The organism is Flavobacterium sp. 22659, assembly GCF_052044235.1.
Classification (GTDB): Bacteria; Bacteroidota; Bacteroidia; order Flavobacteriales; family Flavobacteriaceae; genus Flavobacterium; species Flavobacterium johnsoniae.
Genome location: NZ_JBQEMU010000003.1, coordinates 174,357 through 196,091, shown reverse-complemented (window position 1 = coordinate 196,091; position 21,735 = coordinate 174,357). Strand labels below are relative to the sequence as shown.

At 34.9% G+C, this 21,735-nt stretch carries 13 protein-coding genes; 9 read left to right on the top strand and 4 right to left on the bottom strand.

The window, feature by feature from the left end; all coding sequences use genetic code 11:
* Positions 1-23: 23 nt before the first annotated feature.
* Positions 24-2,492 (bottom strand): bifunctional UDP-N-acetylmuramoyl-tripeptide:D-alanyl-D-alanine ligase/alanine racemase, encoded by a 2,469-nt coding sequence (locus ACTJIW_RS04605; RefSeq protein WP_440714648.1) that lies wholly within the window; start codon positions 2,490-2,492, stop codon positions 24-26.
* Positions 2,493-2,928: 436 nt separating this feature from the next.
* Here ACTJIW_RS04605 and ACTJIW_RS04600 point away from each other — a divergent pair, with 436 nt between their 5' ends.
* Entirely contained in the window at positions 2,929-3,363 is a 435-nt protein-coding gene (locus ACTJIW_RS04600; protein ID WP_235023002.1) for a hypothetical protein, read from the top strand.
* Here the strand turns inward: ACTJIW_RS04600 and ACTJIW_RS04595 are convergent.
* A complete protein-coding gene (locus ACTJIW_RS04595) occupies positions 3,358-4,065 on the bottom strand; it encodes a porin family protein (RefSeq protein ID WP_012023396.1) in 708 nt (235 codons plus the stop codon). The genes ACTJIW_RS04600 and ACTJIW_RS04595 overlap by 6 nt on opposite strands.
* Before the next feature lie 223 nt (positions 4,066-4,288).
* Here ACTJIW_RS04595 and ACTJIW_RS04590 point away from each other — a divergent pair, with 223 nt between their 5' ends.
* The 4 genes from ACTJIW_RS04590 to ACTJIW_RS04575 all read left to right on the top strand — a co-directional run bounded on the left by ACTJIW_RS04590 (position 4,289) and on the right by ACTJIW_RS04575 (position 10,641).
* Complete coding sequence (locus ACTJIW_RS04590; protein ID WP_044047550.1) at positions 4,289-4,639, top strand: hypothetical protein; 351 nt, start codon at positions 4,289-4,291, stop codon at positions 4,637-4,639.
* Positions 4,640-4,795: 156 nt separating this feature from the next.
* The gene (locus tag ACTJIW_RS04585; protein WP_440714649.1) at positions 4,796-7,003 is read left to right on the top strand and encodes a TonB-dependent receptor; all 2,208 of its coding nucleotides are present in this window, start codon (positions 4,796-4,798) and stop codon (positions 7,001-7,003) included.
* 246 nt (positions 7,004-7,249) lie between these two features.
* On the top strand, positions 7,250-9,352 hold the full coding sequence (locus ACTJIW_RS04580; protein WP_440714650.1) for a prolyl oligopeptidase family serine peptidase: 2,103 nt from the start codon (positions 7,250-7,252) through the stop codon (positions 9,350-9,352).
* A gap of 293 nt (positions 9,353-9,645) precedes the next feature.
* Positions 9,646-10,641: a Gfo/Idh/MocA family protein gene (locus tag ACTJIW_RS04575; protein WP_440714651.1), complete on the top strand. Its 996-nt coding sequence runs from the start codon at positions 9,646-9,648 to the stop codon at positions 10,639-10,641.
* A gap of 98 nt (positions 10,642-10,739) precedes the next feature.
* Here the strand turns inward: ACTJIW_RS04575 and ACTJIW_RS04570 are convergent, their stop codons facing one another.
* Together ACTJIW_RS04570 and dnaE are read right to left on the bottom strand one after the other, a co-directional pair.
* Positions 10,740-11,711: an outer membrane beta-barrel protein gene (locus tag ACTJIW_RS04570; RefSeq protein ID WP_440714652.1), complete on the bottom strand. Its 972-nt coding sequence runs from the start codon at positions 11,709-11,711 to the stop codon at positions 10,740-10,742.
* Between the two features lie 177 nt (positions 11,712-11,888).
* The gene (gene dnaE / locus ACTJIW_RS04565) at positions 11,889-16,421 is read right to left on the bottom strand and encodes a DNA polymerase III subunit alpha (protein ID WP_440714653.1); all 4,533 of its coding nucleotides are present in this window, start codon (positions 16,419-16,421) and stop codon (positions 11,889-11,891) included.
* Between the two features lie 471 nt (positions 16,422-16,892).
* Between dnaE and ACTJIW_RS04560 the strand changes: the two genes are divergently transcribed.
* The 4 genes from ACTJIW_RS04560 (at position 16,893) to leuD (ending at position 21,537) form a co-directional block, all read left to right on the top strand.
* Positions 16,893-17,696: an SDR family oxidoreductase gene (locus ACTJIW_RS04560; RefSeq protein WP_440714654.1), complete on the top strand. Its 804-nt coding sequence runs from the start codon at positions 16,893-16,895 to the stop codon at positions 17,694-17,696.
* 241 nt (positions 17,697-17,937) lie between these two features.
* The gene (locus tag ACTJIW_RS04555) at positions 17,938-18,858 is read left to right on the top strand and encodes a helix-turn-helix domain-containing protein (RefSeq protein ID WP_440714655.1); all 921 of its coding nucleotides are present in this window, start codon (positions 17,938-17,940) and stop codon (positions 18,856-18,858) included.
* A 518-nt stretch (positions 18,859-19,376) separates the two neighbouring features.
* On the top strand, positions 19,377-20,771 hold the full coding sequence (gene leuC / locus ACTJIW_RS04550) for a 3-isopropylmalate dehydratase large subunit (protein WP_012023387.1): 1,395 nt from the start codon (positions 19,377-19,379) through the stop codon (positions 20,769-20,771).
* 169 nt (positions 20,772-20,940) lie between these two features.
* The gene (leuD, locus tag ACTJIW_RS04545; protein ID WP_012023386.1) at positions 20,941-21,537 is read left to right on the top strand and encodes a 3-isopropylmalate dehydratase small subunit; all 597 of its coding nucleotides are present in this window, start codon (positions 20,941-20,943) and stop codon (positions 21,535-21,537) included.
* Positions 21,538-21,735: the final 198 nt, after the last annotated feature.

The window sequence follows — 21,735 nt, the reverse complement described above, 5'->3', positions numbered from 1 at the left end:
AATTTTCCTGAAAGTTCGGTACTCTATCTAAAAAATACTCGTTTTACACGCTGCGAAATACTGGTCATTATTTCATACGGAATGGTTTTTAATGCTTCAGCCATTTCTATAACCGTTGGGCTTTCGCCGAAAATAATTACCGAATCGCCTTCTTTGCAGTCTATATGACTTACATCAACCATTAACATATCCATACAAACGCTTCCTACGATATAGGCTTTTTGATTTTTAATGGTTACAAAACCAACCTGATTGCCCCATAATCTCGAAATTCCGTCTGCATAACCAATTGGAATGGTTGCAATTTTTGTTTCTTTATCTGCCATAAAACGGCGTCCATACCCTACACTGTCGCCTGCGGGAATAGTTCGAACCTGCGAAATAATCGATTTTAAGGTACCTACGTTCTCCAGATATTTCTGTTCAGCCGGATCGTTGGAAACGCCATACAAACCAATTCCTAAACGCACCATATTGTATTGTGCATTTGGGAAATTACTGATTCCGGAAGTGTTTAAAATATGGCGGATTGGATTTATATTTAATTCTGAGATTAATTTTGATGATAATCTTTCAAATAAATTGATTTGTTTTTCTACAAAACCAAAATGCTTCGGATCATCGCTCGTTGCCAAATGCGATAAAATACTTTGAACACGAACGGTTGAGTTTCCTTTTAAAGTCGCAATTAATTCGTCGATCGTATTATCCTCAAAACCTAAACGGTGCATTCCTGTATCGACTTTTATATGAATAGGAAAATCTTTTAAGTTCTTTTCTCTGGCAATTTTCAAAAAGGCATTTAAGCCTTTTATGCTGTAAATTTCGGGTTCAAGTTTGTATTGAATTATCGAAGGAAAGCTGGTCGATTCTGGATTTAAAACCATAATAGGCAGTTTGATGCCGCCATTTTTCAGCGAAATTCCTTCATCGGCGAAAGCCACACCTAAATAATTTACTTTATTATGTTCGAGCAGTTTTGCAATTTCGAGTCCGCCGTTTCCATAACCAAAAGCCTTTACCATAACCATGATTTTTACATCATCGGCCAGTTTTGATTTAAAATAATTCAGATTGTGATTTATAGCATCCAGGTTGATTTCGAGAACTGTTTCATGCGTTTTTTCCTCAAGCAGTGAAACAATTTCTTCAAACTGAAATGATCTTGCGCCTTTTATCAATATGGTTTCGTTATTGAAATTCAGATTTTCGATTTCAGCAATAAATTCGGCTGTATTTTGAAACATCGTACTGTTTGGAAACTTATCCTGAAAAGATGAAATTGTGCTTCCAATTCCAATGACACGGTTTATTTTATTATCTGAAATTAACTGCGCTACTTTTGAATAAAGTTCTTCATTTGAAAATCCGCTTTGAAAAATATCTGATAGTATAACGGCTTTTGAAGCATTTTTTTTCTGGCTTTCCAGAAAATCTAAAGCGATTTTCAGCGATTGAAAATCGGAGCTGTAACTATCGTCTATTAAACTGCAATTGTGGATTCCGTTTTTAACTTCAAGACGCATTTCAACCGGATAAAGCATTTCCATTCTGTTTTGAATAACGGTAAAATCATATTCAAAATGCAGTAAAACCAATAAACATGAAATGGCATTTTCGATAGAAGCAGAATCGCTGAACGGAATTTCTAAATTAAAAATTTCGTCTTTGTATTGATATTTTATTGTGGTTGAATCGTTTTTGGTTTCTTTTTTCAGAATAAAAACATCTGCAGAAGCATCTGCAAAACTCCATGAAAATAAGGTTCTGTTTTCTAGCGGATATTGAGCAGAAAAATCTAAAAGACATTTATCTACCAATTCATTTTTTTGATAAATAATTACGGCCGACTTTTTGAAAAGCAGTAATTTCTCATTGATTTTCTGAGTTAGATTTTCAAATCCTTCATCGTGTGCAGAACCTATATTGGTTAAAACTCCAATATTGGGTTTGATGATTTTTTCAAGATTAACCATTTCGTTAACCGTTGAAATTCCGGCTTCAAAAATTCCTAAATTGTGTTTTTCGTTTATAGCAATAACAGAAAGCGGAACACCAACTTGTGAGTTATAACTTTTTGGGCTTCGGATAATATTATAATCAGGGCTTAAAAGAAAATTAAGCCATTCTTTTACTATGGTTTTTCCGTTGCTTCCGGTTAAACCAATAATAGGGAAATCGAATAAATCACGATAATAGGCTGCTAATTCCTGTAATGCTTTCAGCGTATTTTTTACAACAAAAAAATTGGCTTTTCCTTTTACATTTTCTGGTATATACTGAACTGCAAAATTCTGAACGCCTTTTTCTATTAATTCGGCAATATATAAATGAGCGTCATTATTCGCGCCCGAAAGAGCAATAAACAATGTTTGAGGTCCGTTTTGTAAAGAACGGCTGTCGATTGAAATATGATCTACAAAAATATCAGTATCTGAGCCTGTCCACTCGGCATTTAAAACCGGAATCAGGCTTTTTAAATTTATGCTCATTTAGAAATTCTTTTTGTCAAATTTAAAAAAAGGTTTGTCGCGAATTACACAAATTTCCACAAATTACTTTTTATTTTTTGCCACAGATTAAAAGGATTTAAATGATTTCTAATCTGTGATAATCTTTTAATCTGTGGCTAATTTTTAAGCATTCAACAAATAAATAATTTGTGGAAATTTGTATAATTGGCGCCGGAAAAACTAAATATTCACAGCAAAAAACATTAATTTATTATATTTGTTAAATACCACAAAATAATTCGTTTTGAAAAAAATACTTCCACTATTCTCCTATATACTTCATCCGATTTTTATATCGATGTATGCAACATTGTTTTATCTTTATTGCAAGGATGACATTTTTACAACCCAGGAAAAATACTTTGTTTTATTTCAAATATTGGTCATAACGATCATCGTTCCAATATTATTTTTTATGCTTCTTCGCTCAACAGGTCATGTAAAATCGATGATGCTGCCGGAGAACTCGCAGCGCCGTATTCCTCTTATTTTACAATGTTTTTTATATATTTTACTGGTAAAAAGAAGTATTGTGATTATGCGCTATCCAGAACTTCATTTCTTTTTTCTGGGCGCTTTATTTACTACTATTCTGGCCTTGGTGCTTTCTCTTTTTAAAATCAAAGCAAGTCTGCACATGGCGGCAATAAGCGGTTTTACAATTTTTGCAGTTGGGTTAAACCTTCATCTGCAGTTACATAATCCGTATTGGGGAGCGCTTTTAATTTTATTGTCCGGAATTACGGCTTCATCACGATTAGAAATGAATGCACATACTCCTAAAGAATTATTAATTGGATTGTTTGTGGGCGTTTTACCGCAGGTGCTGTTTTTGTATTTGTGGTTATAAAATGTAGAAAATTAATCCCGCATTTAGGGTTTTCATGCTTACTTTTTCTCCGTTTAATGTTGTGGTTCCGTCTTTAAACAACGGACTCAAACCATAATACAAATATAAATTCCATGTATTGTATCCTGCAGAAAGATACGGACCGTATTGAAATTTATTAATATTGGAGTTATTGTTTATTTTATATTTATTCTCACCGTCATCTAAAATTGAAGAGTTTGAGAATAAATAACTCAATTTTACTCCTGCATAAATTCTCCAGAATTTTGTACTCTCATATGTCGAATTACGCCATCTAAATTCTATTGGAAGATCAACAGAATATTGTCTGTATCGGTTTGAAGCAATTTCTCCTGCATCTACAACATTATAAACTATTGTTCCGTTTCCATCTTTTGAAACTGCAAAATTTTGATAATAGTTTTGATAGCTCAATCCTAAACCGGCCGCAATGGCAACTGTTCTTGATTTGTTAATTGGCATATCGCGAAGAAAACCACCCGAAAGTCCCAGCGAGAATTTATTCTGTTTAAATTTTTGAGGAATATCAGTAAACATATTATACGTTACCGAAAAGTAAAACTGATCTTCTCTATACAAAGAATCTATTTTAACTATAGGTTTTATTTCTGGTTTTGCATCCTGCTGTGCAAAAACATTAAAAAATGAAACTAAAAACAAACAGCTAAAAATTAATCGCATAGATTTTTTGAGTTTAAAAGAGGTTTTACAAAATAAACGTTTTATAGAATCAATTTATTTCACTTACAAATATAATATAATGCTAGTTCAGGATGTGATTAGAAAGTAATTATTCTTTTTTTGATTACAAATAATTGGTTTTACTGAAGTTTTTTCAAAGATTATGCAGCAGAATTTAAAAAATAGATTTGTAATTGTATGATCTTTTATACCTTTGTGGCTGATGAAGAAAAAACAGCTCATATTAAGTTTCTCATTTGCTGTAACAGTATTGTTCTCGATATTGTTTCAGTCAATACACAGTTATGAGCATATTGTAAAACAGCTTTCTGAAAAACAATGTCATCACGATTATAACGATCCAAATGGCGAAATAACGCATCAGCACCACAATTACGATCTATGTTTTGTTTGTAATTTTGCTTTTGAAACCTTTATTGTTCCAGAAAGTTTCTCTTTCCAATTTCATTCTTTCGACAGTCAGATTCCTTATTTTTTACCACTGTCAGAAAAGATTTTTTCAATTTCAAGACCTTCTTATTTACTTCGGGGGCCGCCGGCAGCTATAGTTTAAACCGCCATTAAAAAATCACATTTCTTTTTAAATTAAATTCAAAACGACATTGAGTTTCCTAATCCTATTTTTATCAATCAGGATCAGAATGCTTTGCTGTTGGTTTTAATTTCATTTAAAAGAAAAAAATCAATTTAACTATAGCACATTTTTCAAATGAAAAAATTCATAATAGCCCTTGTTTTAGGGTTTTCGGGCTTGCTTTCTGCCCAAAATTCAGTTTCAGGAACTGTAACCGATAATCAAAATAATCCATTACCGGGCGTTTCAGTTTATGCACCTGAATTACATAAAGGAACCACTACAGATGCAAACGGGAAATACGAATTGAACAATCTTCCAAACGGAAGTCTTCGAATTGCTTTTACTTATGTTGGATATGCCAATCAAAATAAAACTATTGCAAAATTATTGAAGCAAAATACTTTAGATATTACTCTTGAAGAATCGATTCTGGAAATGGATGAAGTTGTGGTTTCAACTCCTTTCAATAAACTGCAGTCACAAAACGTAATGAAAATTGAGCATGAAAGCATCAAAACATTACAGCAAAAAGGAACTTCAACTTTAATTGAAGGTTTGGCAACTATTCCCGGAGTAGCACAGATTTCTACCGGAACTTCTATTGGGAAACCCGTAATTCGTGGATTAAGCGGTAATCGTGTATTGGTTTATTCTCAAGGCGTTCGTATCGAAAATCAGCAGTTTGGAGACGAACATGGTTTAGGTTTAAACGATGCCGGAATTGAAAGTGTTGAAGTAATTAAAGGTCCTGCATCTTTATTATACGGTTCTGATGCTTTGGGTGGAGTTTTATACTTCAATCCTGAAAAATTTGCTGATGCAGGTACTTTTAAAGCTAATTTCAGCCAAAAATATTTTACAAATACACAGGGAAGTAATTCTTCTATTGGTTTAAAAACTTCTACAGACAACTGGAAATTCCTGGCTCGCGGAAGTTACAACACGCATTCAGATTACAAAATTGCCGATGGTGATCGTGTAACTAATTCACGTTACAACGAAACTGATTTTAAAACCGGAATTGGCTACAGCAATTCGAGCTTTTCAAGTGTTTTAAGATACAATTACAATAAATTGGATATTGGAATTCCTGAAGATGGAATTGCTGAGCAGTCTTCAAGCAAAGACACGCAGTTTCCAAGACAGGGAATTTTTAATCATTTATTGAGTTTAAACAATGTTATCTTTTTTGAAAACTCAAAACTTGATGTTGATTTAGGATACATCTCTAATGACAGAAGCGAATTTGAAGACAGCAACGAAGCTTCTCTTCACATGAAATTGAATACTTTCAACTATAATGCAAAATATCATTTTCCAAAATTCGGAAAAATTGAAACTATTTTAGGCGTTCAGGGAATGCATCAAACGAATAAAAATTCGGGTGAAGAATATTTAATTCCAGATGCTACAACAAACGATTTTGGAGTTTTTGGAACTGCAAATTACGAATGGGACAACAGCGTTATTCAGGCTGGATTGCGTTTTGACAACCGAAATATTACTTCAATTGCACATGGAACTGAAGGCGAAGAAGGATATTTCCTTCCTCTTGACAGATCTTTTGACAGCTTTAATGCTTCTTTAGGATATAAAACAAAATTAGCTGAACCGTTAACGCTTCGTTTAAATGTTGCTACTGGTTTTAGAGCACCAAACTTAGCCGAATTAACTTCAAACGGTGTTCACGAAGGAACAAATCGTTATGAAATTGGGAATGCTAATTTGAAAACTGAACAAAACGTTCAGACTGATTTGAACTTAGAATATAAAAACACACATTTCGAATTCTTTGTAAACGGATTTTACAATCACGTAAACAATTATATCTATACTTCGCCAACTGGAGAAGTTCGTGATGATAATGATGTTTTTGCTTATGTTCAGGATAATGCAAAATTATATGGCGGTGAAGTTGGTTTACATTTTCACCCGCATCCTTTAGACTGGTTACATTTTGAGACCAGTTTTGAAACGGTTACAGGTAAAAAAGACAATGATGATTATCTGCCGTTAATTCCGGCTAACAACTGGAACAATACACTTAGAACTGAATTTAACATCAAAGACTGGTTAAGCGAAGGTTTTGCTTCTTTGAATGTTTCTTCGACTTTCAGCCAGGATAATGTAAGCGGTTTTGAAACAGCTTCTAAAGGGTATACTTTGGTAAATTTAGGTTTTGGAGGAACGGTAAAACTAGGAAAAACTGCGTTTGACATTAACTTAAACGGAAACAATTTATTCGACAAAAAATATATTGCACACCTTTCAAGATTAAAAACTGACGGTATTCCAAACATTGGAAGAAACATCGTTTTGGGAGTTAATTTTAATTTATAATTTTAAATTTAACCGCAAAGAGCGCAAAGTATTACGCAAGGTTCGCTAAGTTTTATTTTATAAAATGACGATTAAAAGATTCTCGCAAAGACGCCAAGCCGCAAAGAAATTTTAAAACTTTGCGCCTCCGCGTCTTTGCGAGATTAATTTTGCGTGCTTTGCGTAAACTCTTTGCGTTCTTTGCGGTTAGTAACACAACAATCTCACAAAAAGCGCTATTTTTGTTACAACAGATAAAAACTAACTATGAAAAAAACATTTTTATTAATGGCACTTACAACCGCAGGAATTTCGTTTGCACAAATTAAATATCCCGAAACCAAAAAAGGTGAAACTGTCGATGTATATTTTGACACTAAAGTAAGCGATCCGTACCGTTGGCTTGAAGATGATAAATCTGCTGAAACAGGTGCTTGGGTAAAAGCTGAAAATGAAGTAACGTATGGTTATTTAGATAAAATTCCGTTTCGTGAGGAACTTAAAAAACGAATGGAAAAACTTTGGAACTATGAAAAAATAGGCGCTCCGTTCAAAGAAGGAAAATTTACGTATTACTATAAAAATAACGGTCTTCAAAATCAATCTGTTGTTTACAGAAAAGATCAAAGCGGTAAAGAAGAGGTTTTTCTTGACCCGAATACTTTTTCTAAAGACGGAACTACTTCTCTTGGCGGTTTAGATTTTTCTAAAGACGGAAGCAAGGCTGCTTATGCAATTTCTGAAGGCGGAAGCGACTGGAGAAAAGTGATTATTATTGATGCATTGTCTAAAAAAGTTATAGAAGATACTTTAGTTGATGTTAAATTCAGCGGTATTTCGTGGCTTGGAAATGAAGGTTTCTACTATTCTAGTTATGATAAGCCAAAAGGAAGTGAATTATCTGCCAAAACAGATCAGCATAAATTGTATTTCCATAAGTTAGGAACTTCTCAAAAAGAAGATAAAGTAATTTTTGGAGCTGATCAAAAAAGAAGATATGTTGGCGGTTATGTTACCGAAGACAATCATTATTTAGTAATTACAGCTGCTAACTCTACTTACGGAAACGAACTGTATATTAAAGATTTAAAAACACCAAACAGTCCAATTATTACGATTGTAGATAATTTTAATACTGACAATTCGATTATCGAAAACGAAGGAACAAAATTATTCATTCACACTGATTATAATGCTCCTAACGGCAGAGTGGTTACTGTAGATTTCAGCAATCCAAAACAGGAAAACTGGAAAGATTTTATTAAAGAAACAGAGAATGTTTTATCTCCATCAACAGGGGGCGGATATTTCTTTGCTAATTATACAAAAGATGCCGTTTCATTGGTTTTACAATATGATTACAACGGTAAATTAGTCCGCGAAATCAAACTTCCTGCGGTTGGAACTGCCGGCGGATTTGGTGCTAAAAAAGAAGAAAAGATTTTGTACTACAGCTTTACAAATTATACAACTCCGGGATCTATTTTTTCTTTTGAACCAAAATCTGGAAAATCAGAAATTTATCAAAAACCAAAAGTTGATTTTAAAAGTGAAGATTACGAGTCTAAACAAGTTTTCTATACTTCAAAAGATGGTACAAAAGTTCCTATGATTATTACGTATAAAAAAGGAACAAAATTAGACGGTAAAAATCCAACTATTCTTTATGGCTACGGTGGATTCAATATTAGTTTAACACCAAGTTTTAGTATTGCTAATGCAGTTTGGATGGAAAACGGCGGAGTTTATGCTGTTGCCAATTTAAGAGGAGGCGGTGAATATGGAAAGAAATGGCATGATGCAGGAACAAAACTTCAAAAACAAAATGTATTTGATGATTTTATCGCTGCTGCAGAATATTTAATTGCTCAAAAATATACTTCATCTGATTATTTGGCTATTCGCGGAGGATCTAACGGAGGTTTATTGGTTGGTGCAACTATGACACAGCGTCCAGACTTAATGAAGGTAGCACTGCCTGCAGTTGGTGTTATGGATATGCTTCGTTACCATACTTTTACAGCTGGCGCGGGCTGGGCATACGATTACGGAACTGCTCAGGACAGTAAGGAAATGTTTGAATACTTAAAAGGTTATTCTCCTGTTCAAAACGTTAAAAAGGGAACAAAATATCCGGCAACGATGGTAACAACCGGAGATCATGATGATCGTGTTGTTCCGGCTCACAGTTTTAAATTTGCTGCTGAATTACAAGACAAACAAGCAGGAGAAAATCCGGTTTTAATTAGAATTGATGTAAAAGCAGGTCATGGTGCAGGAAAATCTGTTGCAGCTACAATTCAGGAAAATGTAGACATTCAGGCTTTCACGCTTTACAATATGGGTTTTAAAGCTTTGCCTAAAAAGTAAGACTTTAAACTAAGTTTTTTTCAGCCACGAATTCACGAATTATTTTTGTGAATTTGTGGCTTTTTGTTTTGCCACGAATTACACGAATTTCCACGAATTCAAATTTTTAAAAGCTGCATCCTAATTTTTTTGCCACAGATTAAAAGGATTAAAATGATTTATCCACTGTGCTTTTACTTTTTAATCTGTGAAAATCCTTTAATCTGTGGCAAAACTTCAAAAAATAAATTCGTGGAAATTCGTGTAATTCGTGGCAAACCTTTTTTAAATTTGAGAAACTTAAAACTTAAACCATGAAAATTATAAAATGGGGAATTATAGGCTGTGGTAATGTAACCGAAGTAAAAAGCGGACCGGCTTTTCAGAAAGCACCAAACTCGGCTTTAGTTGCTGTGATGCGAAGAGATGCGAAACTTGCCGAAGATTATGCTAAACGCCACAATGTTCCGAAATGGTATTCGAACGCAGCCGATTTAATAAACGATCCCGAAGTTGATGCGGTTTATATTGCTACTCCTCCTTCTTCTCATAAAGAATATACTATTTTATGTGCCAAAGCCGGAAAACCGGTTTATGTAGAAAAACCTATGGCATTGACTTTTGAAGAATGCAATGAAATGATCAGCGTTTGCAAAGAACATAATGTTCCTTTATTTGTTGCATATTACAGAAGAGCTCTGACCCGTTTTTTAAAGATAAAAGAAATAATCGATCAGGGAAAATTAGGAAATATTCGACATGTAAACTGTGTTTTATATCATCCTTTTGAAGAGCGTTATGACGATGAAATCAATCTTCCTTGGACGGTTCTGCTTCATATTTCAGGCGGCGGAATTTTTGTTGATTTAGCCTGTCATACTTTAGATTTCCTTGATTTTGTTTTAGGTCCAATAAAATCAGTTCGCGGGCATGCCACTTCGCAGTTAAAAGCATATCCGGCTGAAGATGCGGTTTCAATGTCATTTTTATTTGAAAATGGAATCCACGGATCTGGAATTTGGAATTTTGCCAGTTTTGAACGTTATGACAATACTGAAATTGTAGGCGATAAAGGAAAAATTTCTTTCTCTACTTTTGGAAATGATCCAATTCATATTCAATATGCAAATGGAGAAAAAGAAAGTCTGGCTATCGAAAATCCGCTTCATATTCAACAGCCTTTTATAGAAACTGTTATTACTGAGCTTTTAGGTAAAGAAGGTGCTTCTCCATCAAAAGGGATTTCCGGAGCCAGAACAAGCTGGGTTATTGATGAAGTTTTAAAGGAATTTAGAGAATCCAAATCGTAGCAACAGTATTTCGCCAAAAAGAAGAAATCTCACATAAAAAAAGAGGATATTCTTAACGAATATCCTCTTTTCTAAAAACTAAAAAACTTCTATAAAATTTAAAGGCTGTATTTAATTCCAAGTGTTAATCCTAAACCTGAAATACCTACATAAGAGCTTAACTCATCCATTTTATCATTTGGTCTAGTTGTATCTGATGTATCTGATGTAGCTGTGTTTGGATTAAATAATGGATTATTAGAATTTACATCTAATTTCTTATGATAGTTTGTATATCTCTGTGATGTAGTTCTAGTTGCTAATGCATCTTGTCCATTCACTGTATATTCTGTAGTTTCTTTAGTCTTACCATGAACAGTAAAGTTACGGTATTCCAACTCTGCGAAAGCAGAAATGTTTTTTCCTAATTTATAAGATGTTCCTAATGCTGCCATAAATCCAATTGTTGGATTTGGTTTCACAACATCTTTAGAATAGATACTATTTTTAGCTACCTGATTAGCACCTACATAAGTCAAAAGCTCTCTATCTGTTTTAATATCTAATGTACCGTGAATTGGCACAATAACTCCAACTTTAGTATATGGTTCAAAACCATGAGCATCACCTAAAAACATTACAATAGAAGGCGCTAAATCAAATGCTTTGATTTGTCCATCAGCTGTAAAACTAATGTATGTAGCAGCAGTAGTAGCTGGATCGTATCCATAAAGTCTATCTGTTGTCTGAGCCATAGTCTTGCTATTACTGATATAATAGTTTGCAGACATTTCAACTCCTAAACGAGTAGAAAAACGGTAACCAGCAGTGATACCACTTCTAAATCCTTGTCCAAAAGAACCTGTTATGCTTTCTCTTGAAACTAATTTATTGTTCGTTAAAGTACCTGAATATACGTCTCTGTTTGGCGCTTGACCTCCCACTTCTGGAAACTCAGTTGAAGCAGTTTGGTTGAAATATGATCCTCCTAATTTGAAATACCAGCTTTCTGGTTTTTCTGCTTTTTCTGTCTGCGCCACAGCTGTCATTGAGCAAACTAATAGTCCTAATAAAAATAGGTTCTTTTTCATAATTCTGATTTAATTGATTTATACAAATTTAGAATATCTTAACATATTCTGTAATTTGGATTAGTTAGACTTGGTACGAAATCGTTGTAATTTCAAGCAATATTACTAAAAAACTATTATGCATGCATAATTTTAACACTAAAAAAATGCATTCTTCTAAATTTTAACTGTTAAAATTTAGTTCAACTTAAAATTTATCTGCATTTTTTCCAATTCCTGCAGCAGCTCGGTGGAAATTCTTACTTTCAATCTTCTGCTTGGCATCGTAAGCTTTGTAACCACTTTTATTTCTTCTACCTCATTTACTTCTTGTATTTTGGTATCTTCAATTGCGGCATCTTCATTTTCATCATCAAAAACCGCATCATCAGCATCTTCAAAATCAGTTGGAGTCTCTACCTCAACCAGTTTTTTTATTTTTTCTAATTCCATGATTTCAAAAGTCACAGAATTATCTCCTTTGTTTTCATTAAACAAATGACTCAGTTTATGAATAAACTCCGGATGAAGATCTTTAATATTCAATAAAACAATCAGCTTTTTAGCAAAAGCTTCTAAAATGTCCTGCAATTGTCGAATCTCAACAAACTGCATTCTCGGATCTGTTTTTTTACCGGTATCATGATTTACCCAGCCGTCTTTGATTAATATTTTCAAAAAGGCAAAATTGTTCTGAATTAAGAAATGGCGGAATTTCAGGTATTCTTCACCAAAAATCTTAAACTCATAACTTTCATCATATCCTTCTAAGTTGAAAGCGGCCCAGCCTTTTCCATTCTTAGCCACACGATGCTGTACGTTGTTGATAATTCCGGCAAAATTTAGATTTTTACCTACATATTCATTCATGCTTTTTAATGCTTCTAAACGAGCATTACAGAAGTATTTCATCTCAAATCTAAAATCATCCAGCGGATGTCCAGAAATATAAATTCCAACAACCTCTTTTTCTTTTGCCAGTTTTTCCATCGTACTCCAGTCTTCACATGGAGGCACAACTGGTTCTGCGATTTGTACTTCGCTGGCTTCTCCAAATAAACTTACTTGGGATGAGTTTTCATTTTCCTGAAACTTCGATCCATAACGCATTGCTTTTTCATAGAATGTAATTCCGTCACCATCGTCGTGGAAATACTGCGCTCTGGTTGTTCCTTCAAATGAATCGAAACCTCCAGCCAATGCTAAGTTTTCAATCGCTTTTTTATTGGCAGCACGCAAATCAATTCGTTTCGCCAAATCAAAAATCGATTTATATCTTCCGTCTTTTCTATTTTCTACAATTGTTTCTACAGCTCCAGAACCTACACCTTTAATCGCTCCCATTCCGAAACGAACTGCATAATCATCGTTTACCGTAAATTTATAGTACGATTCGTTTACGTCTGGCCCAAGAACTTGTAATCCCATACGTTTACATTCTTCCATAAAGAACGAAACTTGTTTGATATCGTTCATGTTATTCGAAAGTACCGCTGCCATATATTCGGCAGGATAATGTGCTTTCAAATAAGCGGTTTGGTACGCAATCCAGGCATAACAAGTCGAGTGCGATTTGTTGAAGGCGTAACTTGCAAAGGCTTCCCAGTCTTTCCAGATTTTTTCCAAAATTTTGGCATCATGTCCTTTTTGTGCCGCTTGTTCAACAAACTTCGGCTTCATTTTATCCAGTACGTCTTTTTGTTTCTTACCCATCGCTTTACGTAAGACGTCGGCCTCACCCTTTGTAAATCCTGCCAAAGACTGAGACAAAAGCATTACCTGCTCTTGGTAAACTGTAATTCCATAGGTTTCAGATAAATATTCGGCACAGGCATCTAAATCGTATTTGATTTCTTCGTCACCGTTTTTTCTTCGAACGAAAGATGGAATATACTCTAAAGGTCCCGGACGATACAATGCGTTCATGGCAATTAAATCTCCAAAAACCGTCGGCTTCAGATCTTTCATGTATTTCTGCATCCCGGGTGACTCGTATTGGAAGATTCCAACCGTTTCTCCTCTTTGGAAAAGCGCATACGTTTCTTCATCATCAATCGGGAAATTATCTGGATCGAGATCAATTCCTGTTCTGTATTTTACCAGTTTTACGGTATCTTTTATCAGCGTAAGGGTCTTCAGACCCAAGAAGTCCATTTTAAGCAATCCAGCACTTTCTGCAACCGAGTTATCAAACTGTGTTACATATAAATCGGAGTCTTTTGCTGTTGTTACGGGAACGTAATTCGTAATATCCGACGGCGTAATGATTACCCCGCAGGCGTGAATTCCCGTGTTACGCATCGATCCTTCAAGGATTTTTGCCTGCTGAATGGTTTCTCCTGCCAAATCATCTTCATTGGCAATCGCGATTAATTCTTTTACGTTATCAAATTCGTCAGAACGAAGTGCTTTTTTAACCTCATCTTCACTCTCTGAAATAAAACGCGCCAAATTCCATTTTGATGGCATCATTCCCGGAATCAGTTTTGCAATTCTATCGGCTTCGAATAATGGTAAATCCAGTACACGTGCCGTATCACGAATCGCCGATTTGGTCGCCATTTTACCATACGTGATAATCTGTGCTACCTGTTTTTGACCGTATTTGTTGATTACATAGTCCATTACACGTCCACGACCCTCGTCATCAAAGTCGATATCAATATCGGGCATCGATACACGGTCAGGATTTAGGAAACGCTCAAAAAGCAAATCGTACTTAATAGGGTCAATATTCGTAATCCCGAGACAGTATGCAACGGCAGAACCCGCTGCAGAACCACGGCCTGGTCCTACCGAGACATCCATTTTTCTTGCTTCGGCGATGAAATCCTGTACAATCAAGAAATAACCCGGATATCCAGAGTTCGAAATCGTCATTAACTCAAAATCCAAACGCTCCTGAATCGATTCGGTAATCTCGCCGTAACGTCTTTTGGCACCTTCCATCGTAAGGTGTCGCAAGTATTTATTTTCCCCTCTTACACCTCCGTCTTCTTCATCTTCGGGAACCATAAATTCGTCAGGGATTTCAAATTTAGGAAGCAATACATCACGATAAAGTGAATATCCTTCAACCTTATCTATAACTTCCTGAATATTGATAATGGCTTCGGGCAAATCGGCGAAGAGTTTTTTCATCTCTTCTTCTGACTTATAATAATACTCCTGATTTGGAAGTCCGTAGCGGTAACCGCGTCCACGTCCAATAGGCGTTGCCTGCTTTTCACCGTCTTTTACACAAAGTAAAATATCATGCGCATTTGCATCTTCTTTATTTAAGTAATACGTATTGTTTGTCGCAATTAATTTGACATTGTGTTTTTGCGAAAATTCAATCAGGGTTTTGTTGACACGATTTTCATCTTCCTGATTATGACGCATAACTTCCAGATAGAAGTCTTCGCCAAATTGTTCTTTCCACCAAATCAATGCTTCTTCGGCTTGGTTTTCACCAATATTCAGGATTTTACTCGGAATCTCTCCGTATAAATTTCCAGACAAAACCATGATATCGCCTTTGTATTGTTCCACAATCGTGCGGTCAATCCTCGGAACATAATAAAATCCTTCAGTATAAGCAATCGAAGCCATTTTGGCTAAGTTGTGGTAACCCGCTTTGTTTTTGGCCAGTAACACAACCTGATAACCGTTGTCTTTTTTACTTTTATCTAAATGATTTTCGCAGATATTAAATTCACAGCCTACAATTGGTTTTATTTCGGTTTCTGTTGGTTCTTCTCCTGCTTCAACCAAAGCTTTATTTTTACCAGATGCTGCTTTGTTATGATTCATTACGGCACTCACAAAATGGAAAGCTCCCATCATGTTTCCGGTATCGGTCATTGCAACCGCAGGCATTCCGTTTTTAGCTGTTGCTGCGACAATGTTTCCAATTCCGATAGTAGATTGAAGTACCGAAAACTGCGTATGATTGTGTAAATGCGCAAATTTTGCTGCTTTGAAATCAGCTTTATCTTCTTCTGAAACAACGGTCTGCTGCCCTTCTCCAGCTAAAGCTTTAAGCTGTTCCCTGATTTTATCTGAAGCAGCTTTTAAATTAATGTGTTTTAAACCAATTAACTTAAATGGCTCAGCATTTCTTTCTTGAAATTCTTTGAAATATTCCTTAGAAACGTCTAATTCTTCTTTTGTAAAAACCTCTCTTCTAACCAATTCCAAGAAACAACGCGTAGTTGCCTCAACGTCGGCAGTTGCATTGTGCGCTTCCGCGAAAGGCTGATCGAAAAGATAGCTGTGTAATTCGGTCAGAGTCGGCAATTTGAATTTTCCTCCACGACCTCCAGGAAGCTGTAATAACGAAGCCGTAACTTCGGTACAAGTATCCAAAACAGGCATTGAAGCCATTTGAGACTCCACTCCCATTCTATGGAATTCAGCTCCCATAATATTAACGTCGAAACCTAAATTTTGTCCAACGATAAATTTAGTTTTGCTTAAAGCAATATTGAATTTTTCTAAAACTTCGGCCAAAGTGATTCCATCGGCTTCAGCCAATTCAGTTGAAATTCCGTGAATACGCTCGGCGTCATACGGAATATTAAATCCTTCTGGTTTTACCAAATAGTCCTGATGCTCAATAAGCTGTCCCATTTCGTCATGTAGCTGCCACGCAATCTGTATACAGCGAGGCCAGTTATCAGAATCGGTTATCGGGGCATCCCAGCGTTTTGGTAATCCGGTTGTTTCGGTATCGAATATTAAATACATAGAGTTGTAAAAGTCAAATTTTAAAGCTCCAAATCCCAAATTCTACACATTGCAAAACATTGACAACATGAAACATAACAAAATGCGAAATGAAAAATCGGAGGAATTCAAATTTACGCTTTTTTTAGAGAAATAAAGAAGCGAAAGTTGTTAACAAAAACGTTAATTAAAACTCCTCGATTGCAATACTTAAAATTTTAAACACATAGAAACATAGATTTCAATTTTATAAAAAGAAGCCTAAAAAAAATCTAGATTTTTAACACATAGCTATATAAGTGAAACGTCTTTGTAGACAAAGAAAAACTATGTCTCTATGTGTTTAAAACAAATTACACTCAAAGTTTTATAATCCAAAAAACTTCGATTATTCATTTTGGATACTCATTGCACCAAAATGAACACTTTTAAGCTGTAGTGTATCCTGAACTTTGCTTCATCAAATTACAACAATTAAAAAAAACAATAATCATGAAAACAATTTTTATCACAGGCGCATCATCAGGTTTAGGAAAAGCAACAGCAAAATTATTCCACGAAAAAGGATGGAATGTAATTGCCACAATGAGAACTCCTGAAAAAGAAACAGAACTTTCTCAATTAAAAAATGTAACGCTTTTACCATTAGACGTCACCAATTACGATCAAATTCAAAACACAGTAAAAAAGGCATTGGAACTAAGCGATATCGACATTGTTTTTAATAATGCTGGCTATGGTTTAATTGGACCTTTGGAAAGCCTTTCTGACGATCAAATTACAAAACAATTAAACACTAACTTATTGGGTGTAATTCGAGTTACCAATGCTTTTATTCCGTATTTCAGAGAAAGAAAAAGCGGTTTATTTATCTCAACAACTTCTATTGGCGGATTGATCGCTTTTCCTTTAGGATCTGTTTACCACGCAACAAAATGGGGATTGGAAGGCTGGAGCGAAAGTATGGCTTACGAATTAAATCCGTTTGGAGTACATATTAAAACGGTTTCTCCGGGCGGTATTAAAACAGAATTTTTACACGGTTCTCTTGACACAGGAGCAAAACCTGAATATGAAGCTATGACCAACAGTATGTTTGCCAGTGTTGACACGATGTTTGAAATGGCATCAACTCCAGAACAAATTGCCGATGTGGTTTATGAAGCTGCAACTGACGGAAAAAATCAGCTAAGATATGTTGCTGGAGAAGATGCAAAAGCACTTTACAAACAAAGGTTAGAATTAGGCGCAGAGACTTTCCGTACTGAATTTGGAAAACAGTTTCTTGGAGCATAATAACTCCTAATAAGACTGTCCAAAAAGCTTTCAATATTCTTTTTTTAAGCTCCAGCGGAGCGAAATTATGTATAGAAATTCAATAATCCAGACACAAAAGAGCTCCAGCGGAGCAAAATATTTATCGCAATGAATATGTCGCTCCGCTGGAGCTTTGTTCTCAATAATAAACATGATTTCTATAAATATTTCGCTTCTCCGAAGCTGATTTTAGTCTCTCAAATTTTCATACTTTTATATCATGGAAAAGAAAAACAATAATCCGGAAAAAATCTCTTCTATATCACAGTTTCATGACCTGCTTCGACTGCCAAAACCGCTTCATCCGATGGTCAGTTTGGTAGACAATACGCTATTGGTTATCAATGAAGATTTGGCAAATCATGCTTTTTTGCTTGATTTTTACAAGGTGTCTTATAAATTTTCCACTAATGGCAAAATGGGTTATGGACAAGGTTATTATGATTTTAACGAAGGCGGACTTATGTTTGCTTCTCCAAATCAGTTGATCTTTACTGAAAATGAGGAAGGTGCTGCATACTGTGGTTATACACTTCTATTTCATCCTGATTTCATTCGAAATTATCCTTTGGGAAAAAGCATCAAAAAATATGGTTTCTTTTCTTATGACACCAATGAAGCTCTGCATCTTTCAGACGGTGAAAAAACAATTATTATAGGATTATTACAAAGCATCGACAATGAACTCAATACGGCAATTGACGAAATGAGCCAGGATGTGATTGTTTCTTATATTGATGTTTTGCTGAATTACAGCAATCGTTTTTACAAACGCCAATTTATTACCAGAAAAACCATCAGTCACGATTTGTTATTAAAAGTCGAAGAAACTTTAGACAACTACATCAGCAATGCAGAAACCTTAAAAAGAGGATTGCCTACAGTAGAATTTCTGGCTTCACAGATTAATGTTTCTAGTCATTATCTCAGCGATATGCTTCGTAATTTAACCGGATTAAATGCGCAACAGCACATTCATTCGAAATTAATCGAAAAATCAAAAGATTTCCTGATTACTACCAATCTTTCAGTAGCCGAAATTGCTTATCAATTGGGTTTTGAATATCCGCAGTCATTTAGTAAATTATTCAAAAAGAAAACCAGTCTTACCCCATTAGAATTTAAAAACTCATTGAATTAATTTTCAAAATTATTGTCTTCAAAAAATCAGTTTCTGCCTCAAAAAATCATAAAATTTGATAAAAATACACTTCTTGGATGTCGTAGTATTTTGATGTTTTATTGAATCTAAATAACGTCTTGAAAACTACTTTAAAAGCTTTAAAAAACCCAAAAAGCATTCTTTTTGCAAAAATTTTAAAACTAACAATTATTACTATTTTTATACATTTTGTTAGATTTTTTCAATCAAATTCTTATATTTTATAGTGATTATGAGATAAATTTGCAAACTATTAAAACAAAAAACAAACAAGAAAAATTAAAGCCGAAAAAGAAAAAGCAAATCAGTTTCTTAATCATTTTTCTTTCAAATTTTAGTCTGCAAAAGCCGTTTGGCAATTTGTAATTTAGTTTGGGTATCGTATATAATGAAATATCGAAATTGACGCTTTTCTATCTTTTTTTACTTTTGTTTTGCTATTATAATGAACAGGAAATTGCTGTGGTTATAGAAATTACAATTAAAAAAAATAAAAAATGAGTAAGACATTATTTGACAAAGTATGGGATTCACATGTTGTGCGTAAAATTGAAGATGGACCAGATGTGTTTTTTATTGACCGCCATTTCATTCATGAAGTTACGAGTCCTGTTGCTTTTTTAGGATTAAAATCAAGAGGCGTTAACGTATTATATCCGGAACGTACTTTTGCAACTGCCGACCACAATACACCAACCATAAACCAACATTTACCAGTTCAGGATCCACTTTCTGCTAACCAGCTTCAAGCTCTTGAAGACAATGCTAACGAATACGGAATTTCGCACTGGGGATTAGGTCACCAAAAAAATGGAATTGTACACGTAGTAGGTCCTGAAAACGGAATTACTTTGCCAGGTGCTACTATTGTATGCGGGGATTCGCATACGTCTACTCACGGTGCTTTTGGAGCTATCGCTTTTGGTATCGGTACATCTGAGGTTGAGATGGTGCTTTCTACTCAATGTATTATGCAGCCTAAGCCAAAGAAAATGCGTATTAACGTAAACGGTAAATTAAGCAAAGGTGTTGGTCCAAAAGACGTTGCGCTTTATATTATTGCTCAGTTAACTACTTCTGGAGGAACAGGATATTTTGTTGAATATGCTGGTGATGTTTTCGAAAACATGACTATGGAAGGTCGTATGACAGTTTGTAATTTAAGTATCGAAATGGGTGCTCGCGGAGGAATGATTGCTCCTGACCAAACTACTTTTGATTTTCTTGAAGGAAGACTTTACGCTCCAAAAGGAGAAGCTTGGACAAAAGCTGTTGAATACTGGAAGACTCTTAAAACTGATGCTGATGCTGTGTTTGATGCTGAATTAAACATCAAAGCGGAAGACATCGAACCAATGATTACTTATGGTACTAACCCTGGAATGGGAATTGGTATCACAAAACATATCCCAAGTGCAAAAGAGGTTGAAGGCGGCGAGGAAACTTACAAAAAATCTTTGGCTTACATGGGCTTCAACGAAGACGATGTAATGATTGGAAAACAAATCGATTACGTTTTCTTAGGAAGCTGTACAAATGGACGTATTGAAGATTTTAGAGCTTTTGCTGAAATTGTAAAAGGAAGAAAAAAAGCAGAGAATGTTACCGCTTGGTTAGTTCCGGGTTCTCACGTTGTTGAAGCGCAGATTAAAGAAGAAGGTATTTTAGATATTTTGACTGAAGCTGGTTTTGTATTACGTCAGCCGGGTTGTTCAGCTTGTTTAGCAATGAACGATGATAAAGTTCCTGCAGGAAAATATGCAGTAAGTACTTCAAACAGAAACTTTGAAGGTCGTCAAGGTCCTGGTTCAAGAACGCTTTTAGCAAGTCCAATTATGGCTGCTGCTGCTGCTGTTACAGGAAAACTAACAGACCCAAGAGAGCTTTTTTAAAGATTTAGGAATGAAGATTAACGATTTTTGATTTCAGATTTCGATACGCTTCATTAAAAAATCTTCTAAAATTTCAATTTACATTTTACAAAAAACATTAACGATTACAATTTTAAGACACAACAACAAATCTAAAATCAGAAATCGTTAATCAAAAATCAAAAATCAAATGGCATACGATAAATTTAATATACTTACGAGCAGTGCAGTGCCACTGCCAATTGAGAACGTAGATACAGATCAAATCATTCCAGCTCGTTTCTTAAAAGCTACAAAACGTGAAGGCTTTGGAGATAATCTTTTTAGAGACTGGAGATATAATGGAGATGATACTCCAAAAGCAGATTTCGTTTTAAACAATCCAACTTACAGCGGAAAAATTTTAGTTGGAGGAAAAAACTTCGGTTCTGGATCTTCAAGAGAGCACGCTGCATGGGCAGTTTACGATTACGGATTTAGAGCTGTAGTTTCTAGTTTCTTTGCTGATATCTTCAAAGGAAACTGTTTAAATATTGGTGTTTTACCAGTACAAATCAGCCCAGAATTTTTAGCAAATATTTTCGAAGCTATCGAAGCTGATCCAAATACTGAATTAGAAATCAACCTTCCAAACCAAACGATTACTTTATTGTCAACTGGTGAGCAAGAATCATTCGCTATTAACGGTTACAAAAAAAATAACATGATTAATGGTTTTGACGATATTGATTATTTACAAAACATGAAGGAAGATATTAAGGCTTTCGCCGATAAACTTCCGTACTAATAGAAATATCATTCAGTCTATTAGACCCGGCAGGCTTTAAAAACCAGTCGGGTCTTTCTAGAATATAGAACGCGGATAAAACAGATTTACTATCGCAAAAGCACGGATTAACGCAGATTTTATTTCATTTAATAATAAAAAATCCGTTTTTATCAGCGTCTTCGCAAAGCGAATCCGTAAAATCAGCGTCAAAAATTA

Coding starts and splice junctions, on each gene's coding strand:
- ACTJIW_RS04605 (WP_440714648.1), bottom strand. CDS start 2,492: ATGAGCATAAATTTAAAAAGCCTGATTCCGGTTTTAAATGCCGAGTGG.
- ACTJIW_RS04600 (WP_235023002.1), top strand. CDS start 2,929: ATGCTTCTTCGCTCAACAGGTCATGTAAAATCGATGATGCTGCCGGAG.
- ACTJIW_RS04595 (WP_012023396.1), bottom strand. CDS start 4,065: ATGCGATTAATTTTTAGCTGTTTGTTTTTAGTTTCATTTTTTAATGTT.
- ACTJIW_RS04590 (WP_044047550.1), top strand. CDS start 4,289: ATGAAGAAAAAACAGCTCATATTAAGTTTCTCATTTGCTGTAACAGTA.
- ACTJIW_RS04585 (WP_440714649.1), top strand. CDS start 4,796: ATGAAAAAATTCATAATAGCCCTTGTTTTAGGGTTTTCGGGCTTGCTT.
- ACTJIW_RS04580 (WP_440714650.1), top strand. CDS start 7,250: ATGAAAAAAACATTTTTATTAATGGCACTTACAACCGCAGGAATTTCG.
- ACTJIW_RS04575 (WP_440714651.1), top strand. CDS start 9,646: ATGAAAATTATAAAATGGGGAATTATAGGCTGTGGTAATGTAACCGAA.
- ACTJIW_RS04570 (WP_440714652.1), bottom strand. CDS start 11,711: ATGAAAAAGAACCTATTTTTATTAGGACTATTAGTTTGCTCAATGACA.
- dnaE (WP_440714653.1), bottom strand. CDS start 16,421: ATGTATTTAATATTCGATACCGAAACAACCGGATTACCAAAACGCTGG.
- ACTJIW_RS04560 (WP_440714654.1), top strand. CDS start 16,893: ATGAAAACAATTTTTATCACAGGCGCATCATCAGGTTTAGGAAAAGCA.
- ACTJIW_RS04555 (WP_440714655.1), top strand. CDS start 17,938: ATGGAAAAGAAAAACAATAATCCGGAAAAAATCTCTTCTATATCACAG.
- leuC (WP_012023387.1), top strand. CDS start 19,377: ATGAGTAAGACATTATTTGACAAAGTATGGGATTCACATGTTGTGCGT.
- leuD (WP_012023386.1), top strand. CDS start 20,941: ATGGCATACGATAAATTTAATATACTTACGAGCAGTGCAGTGCCACTG.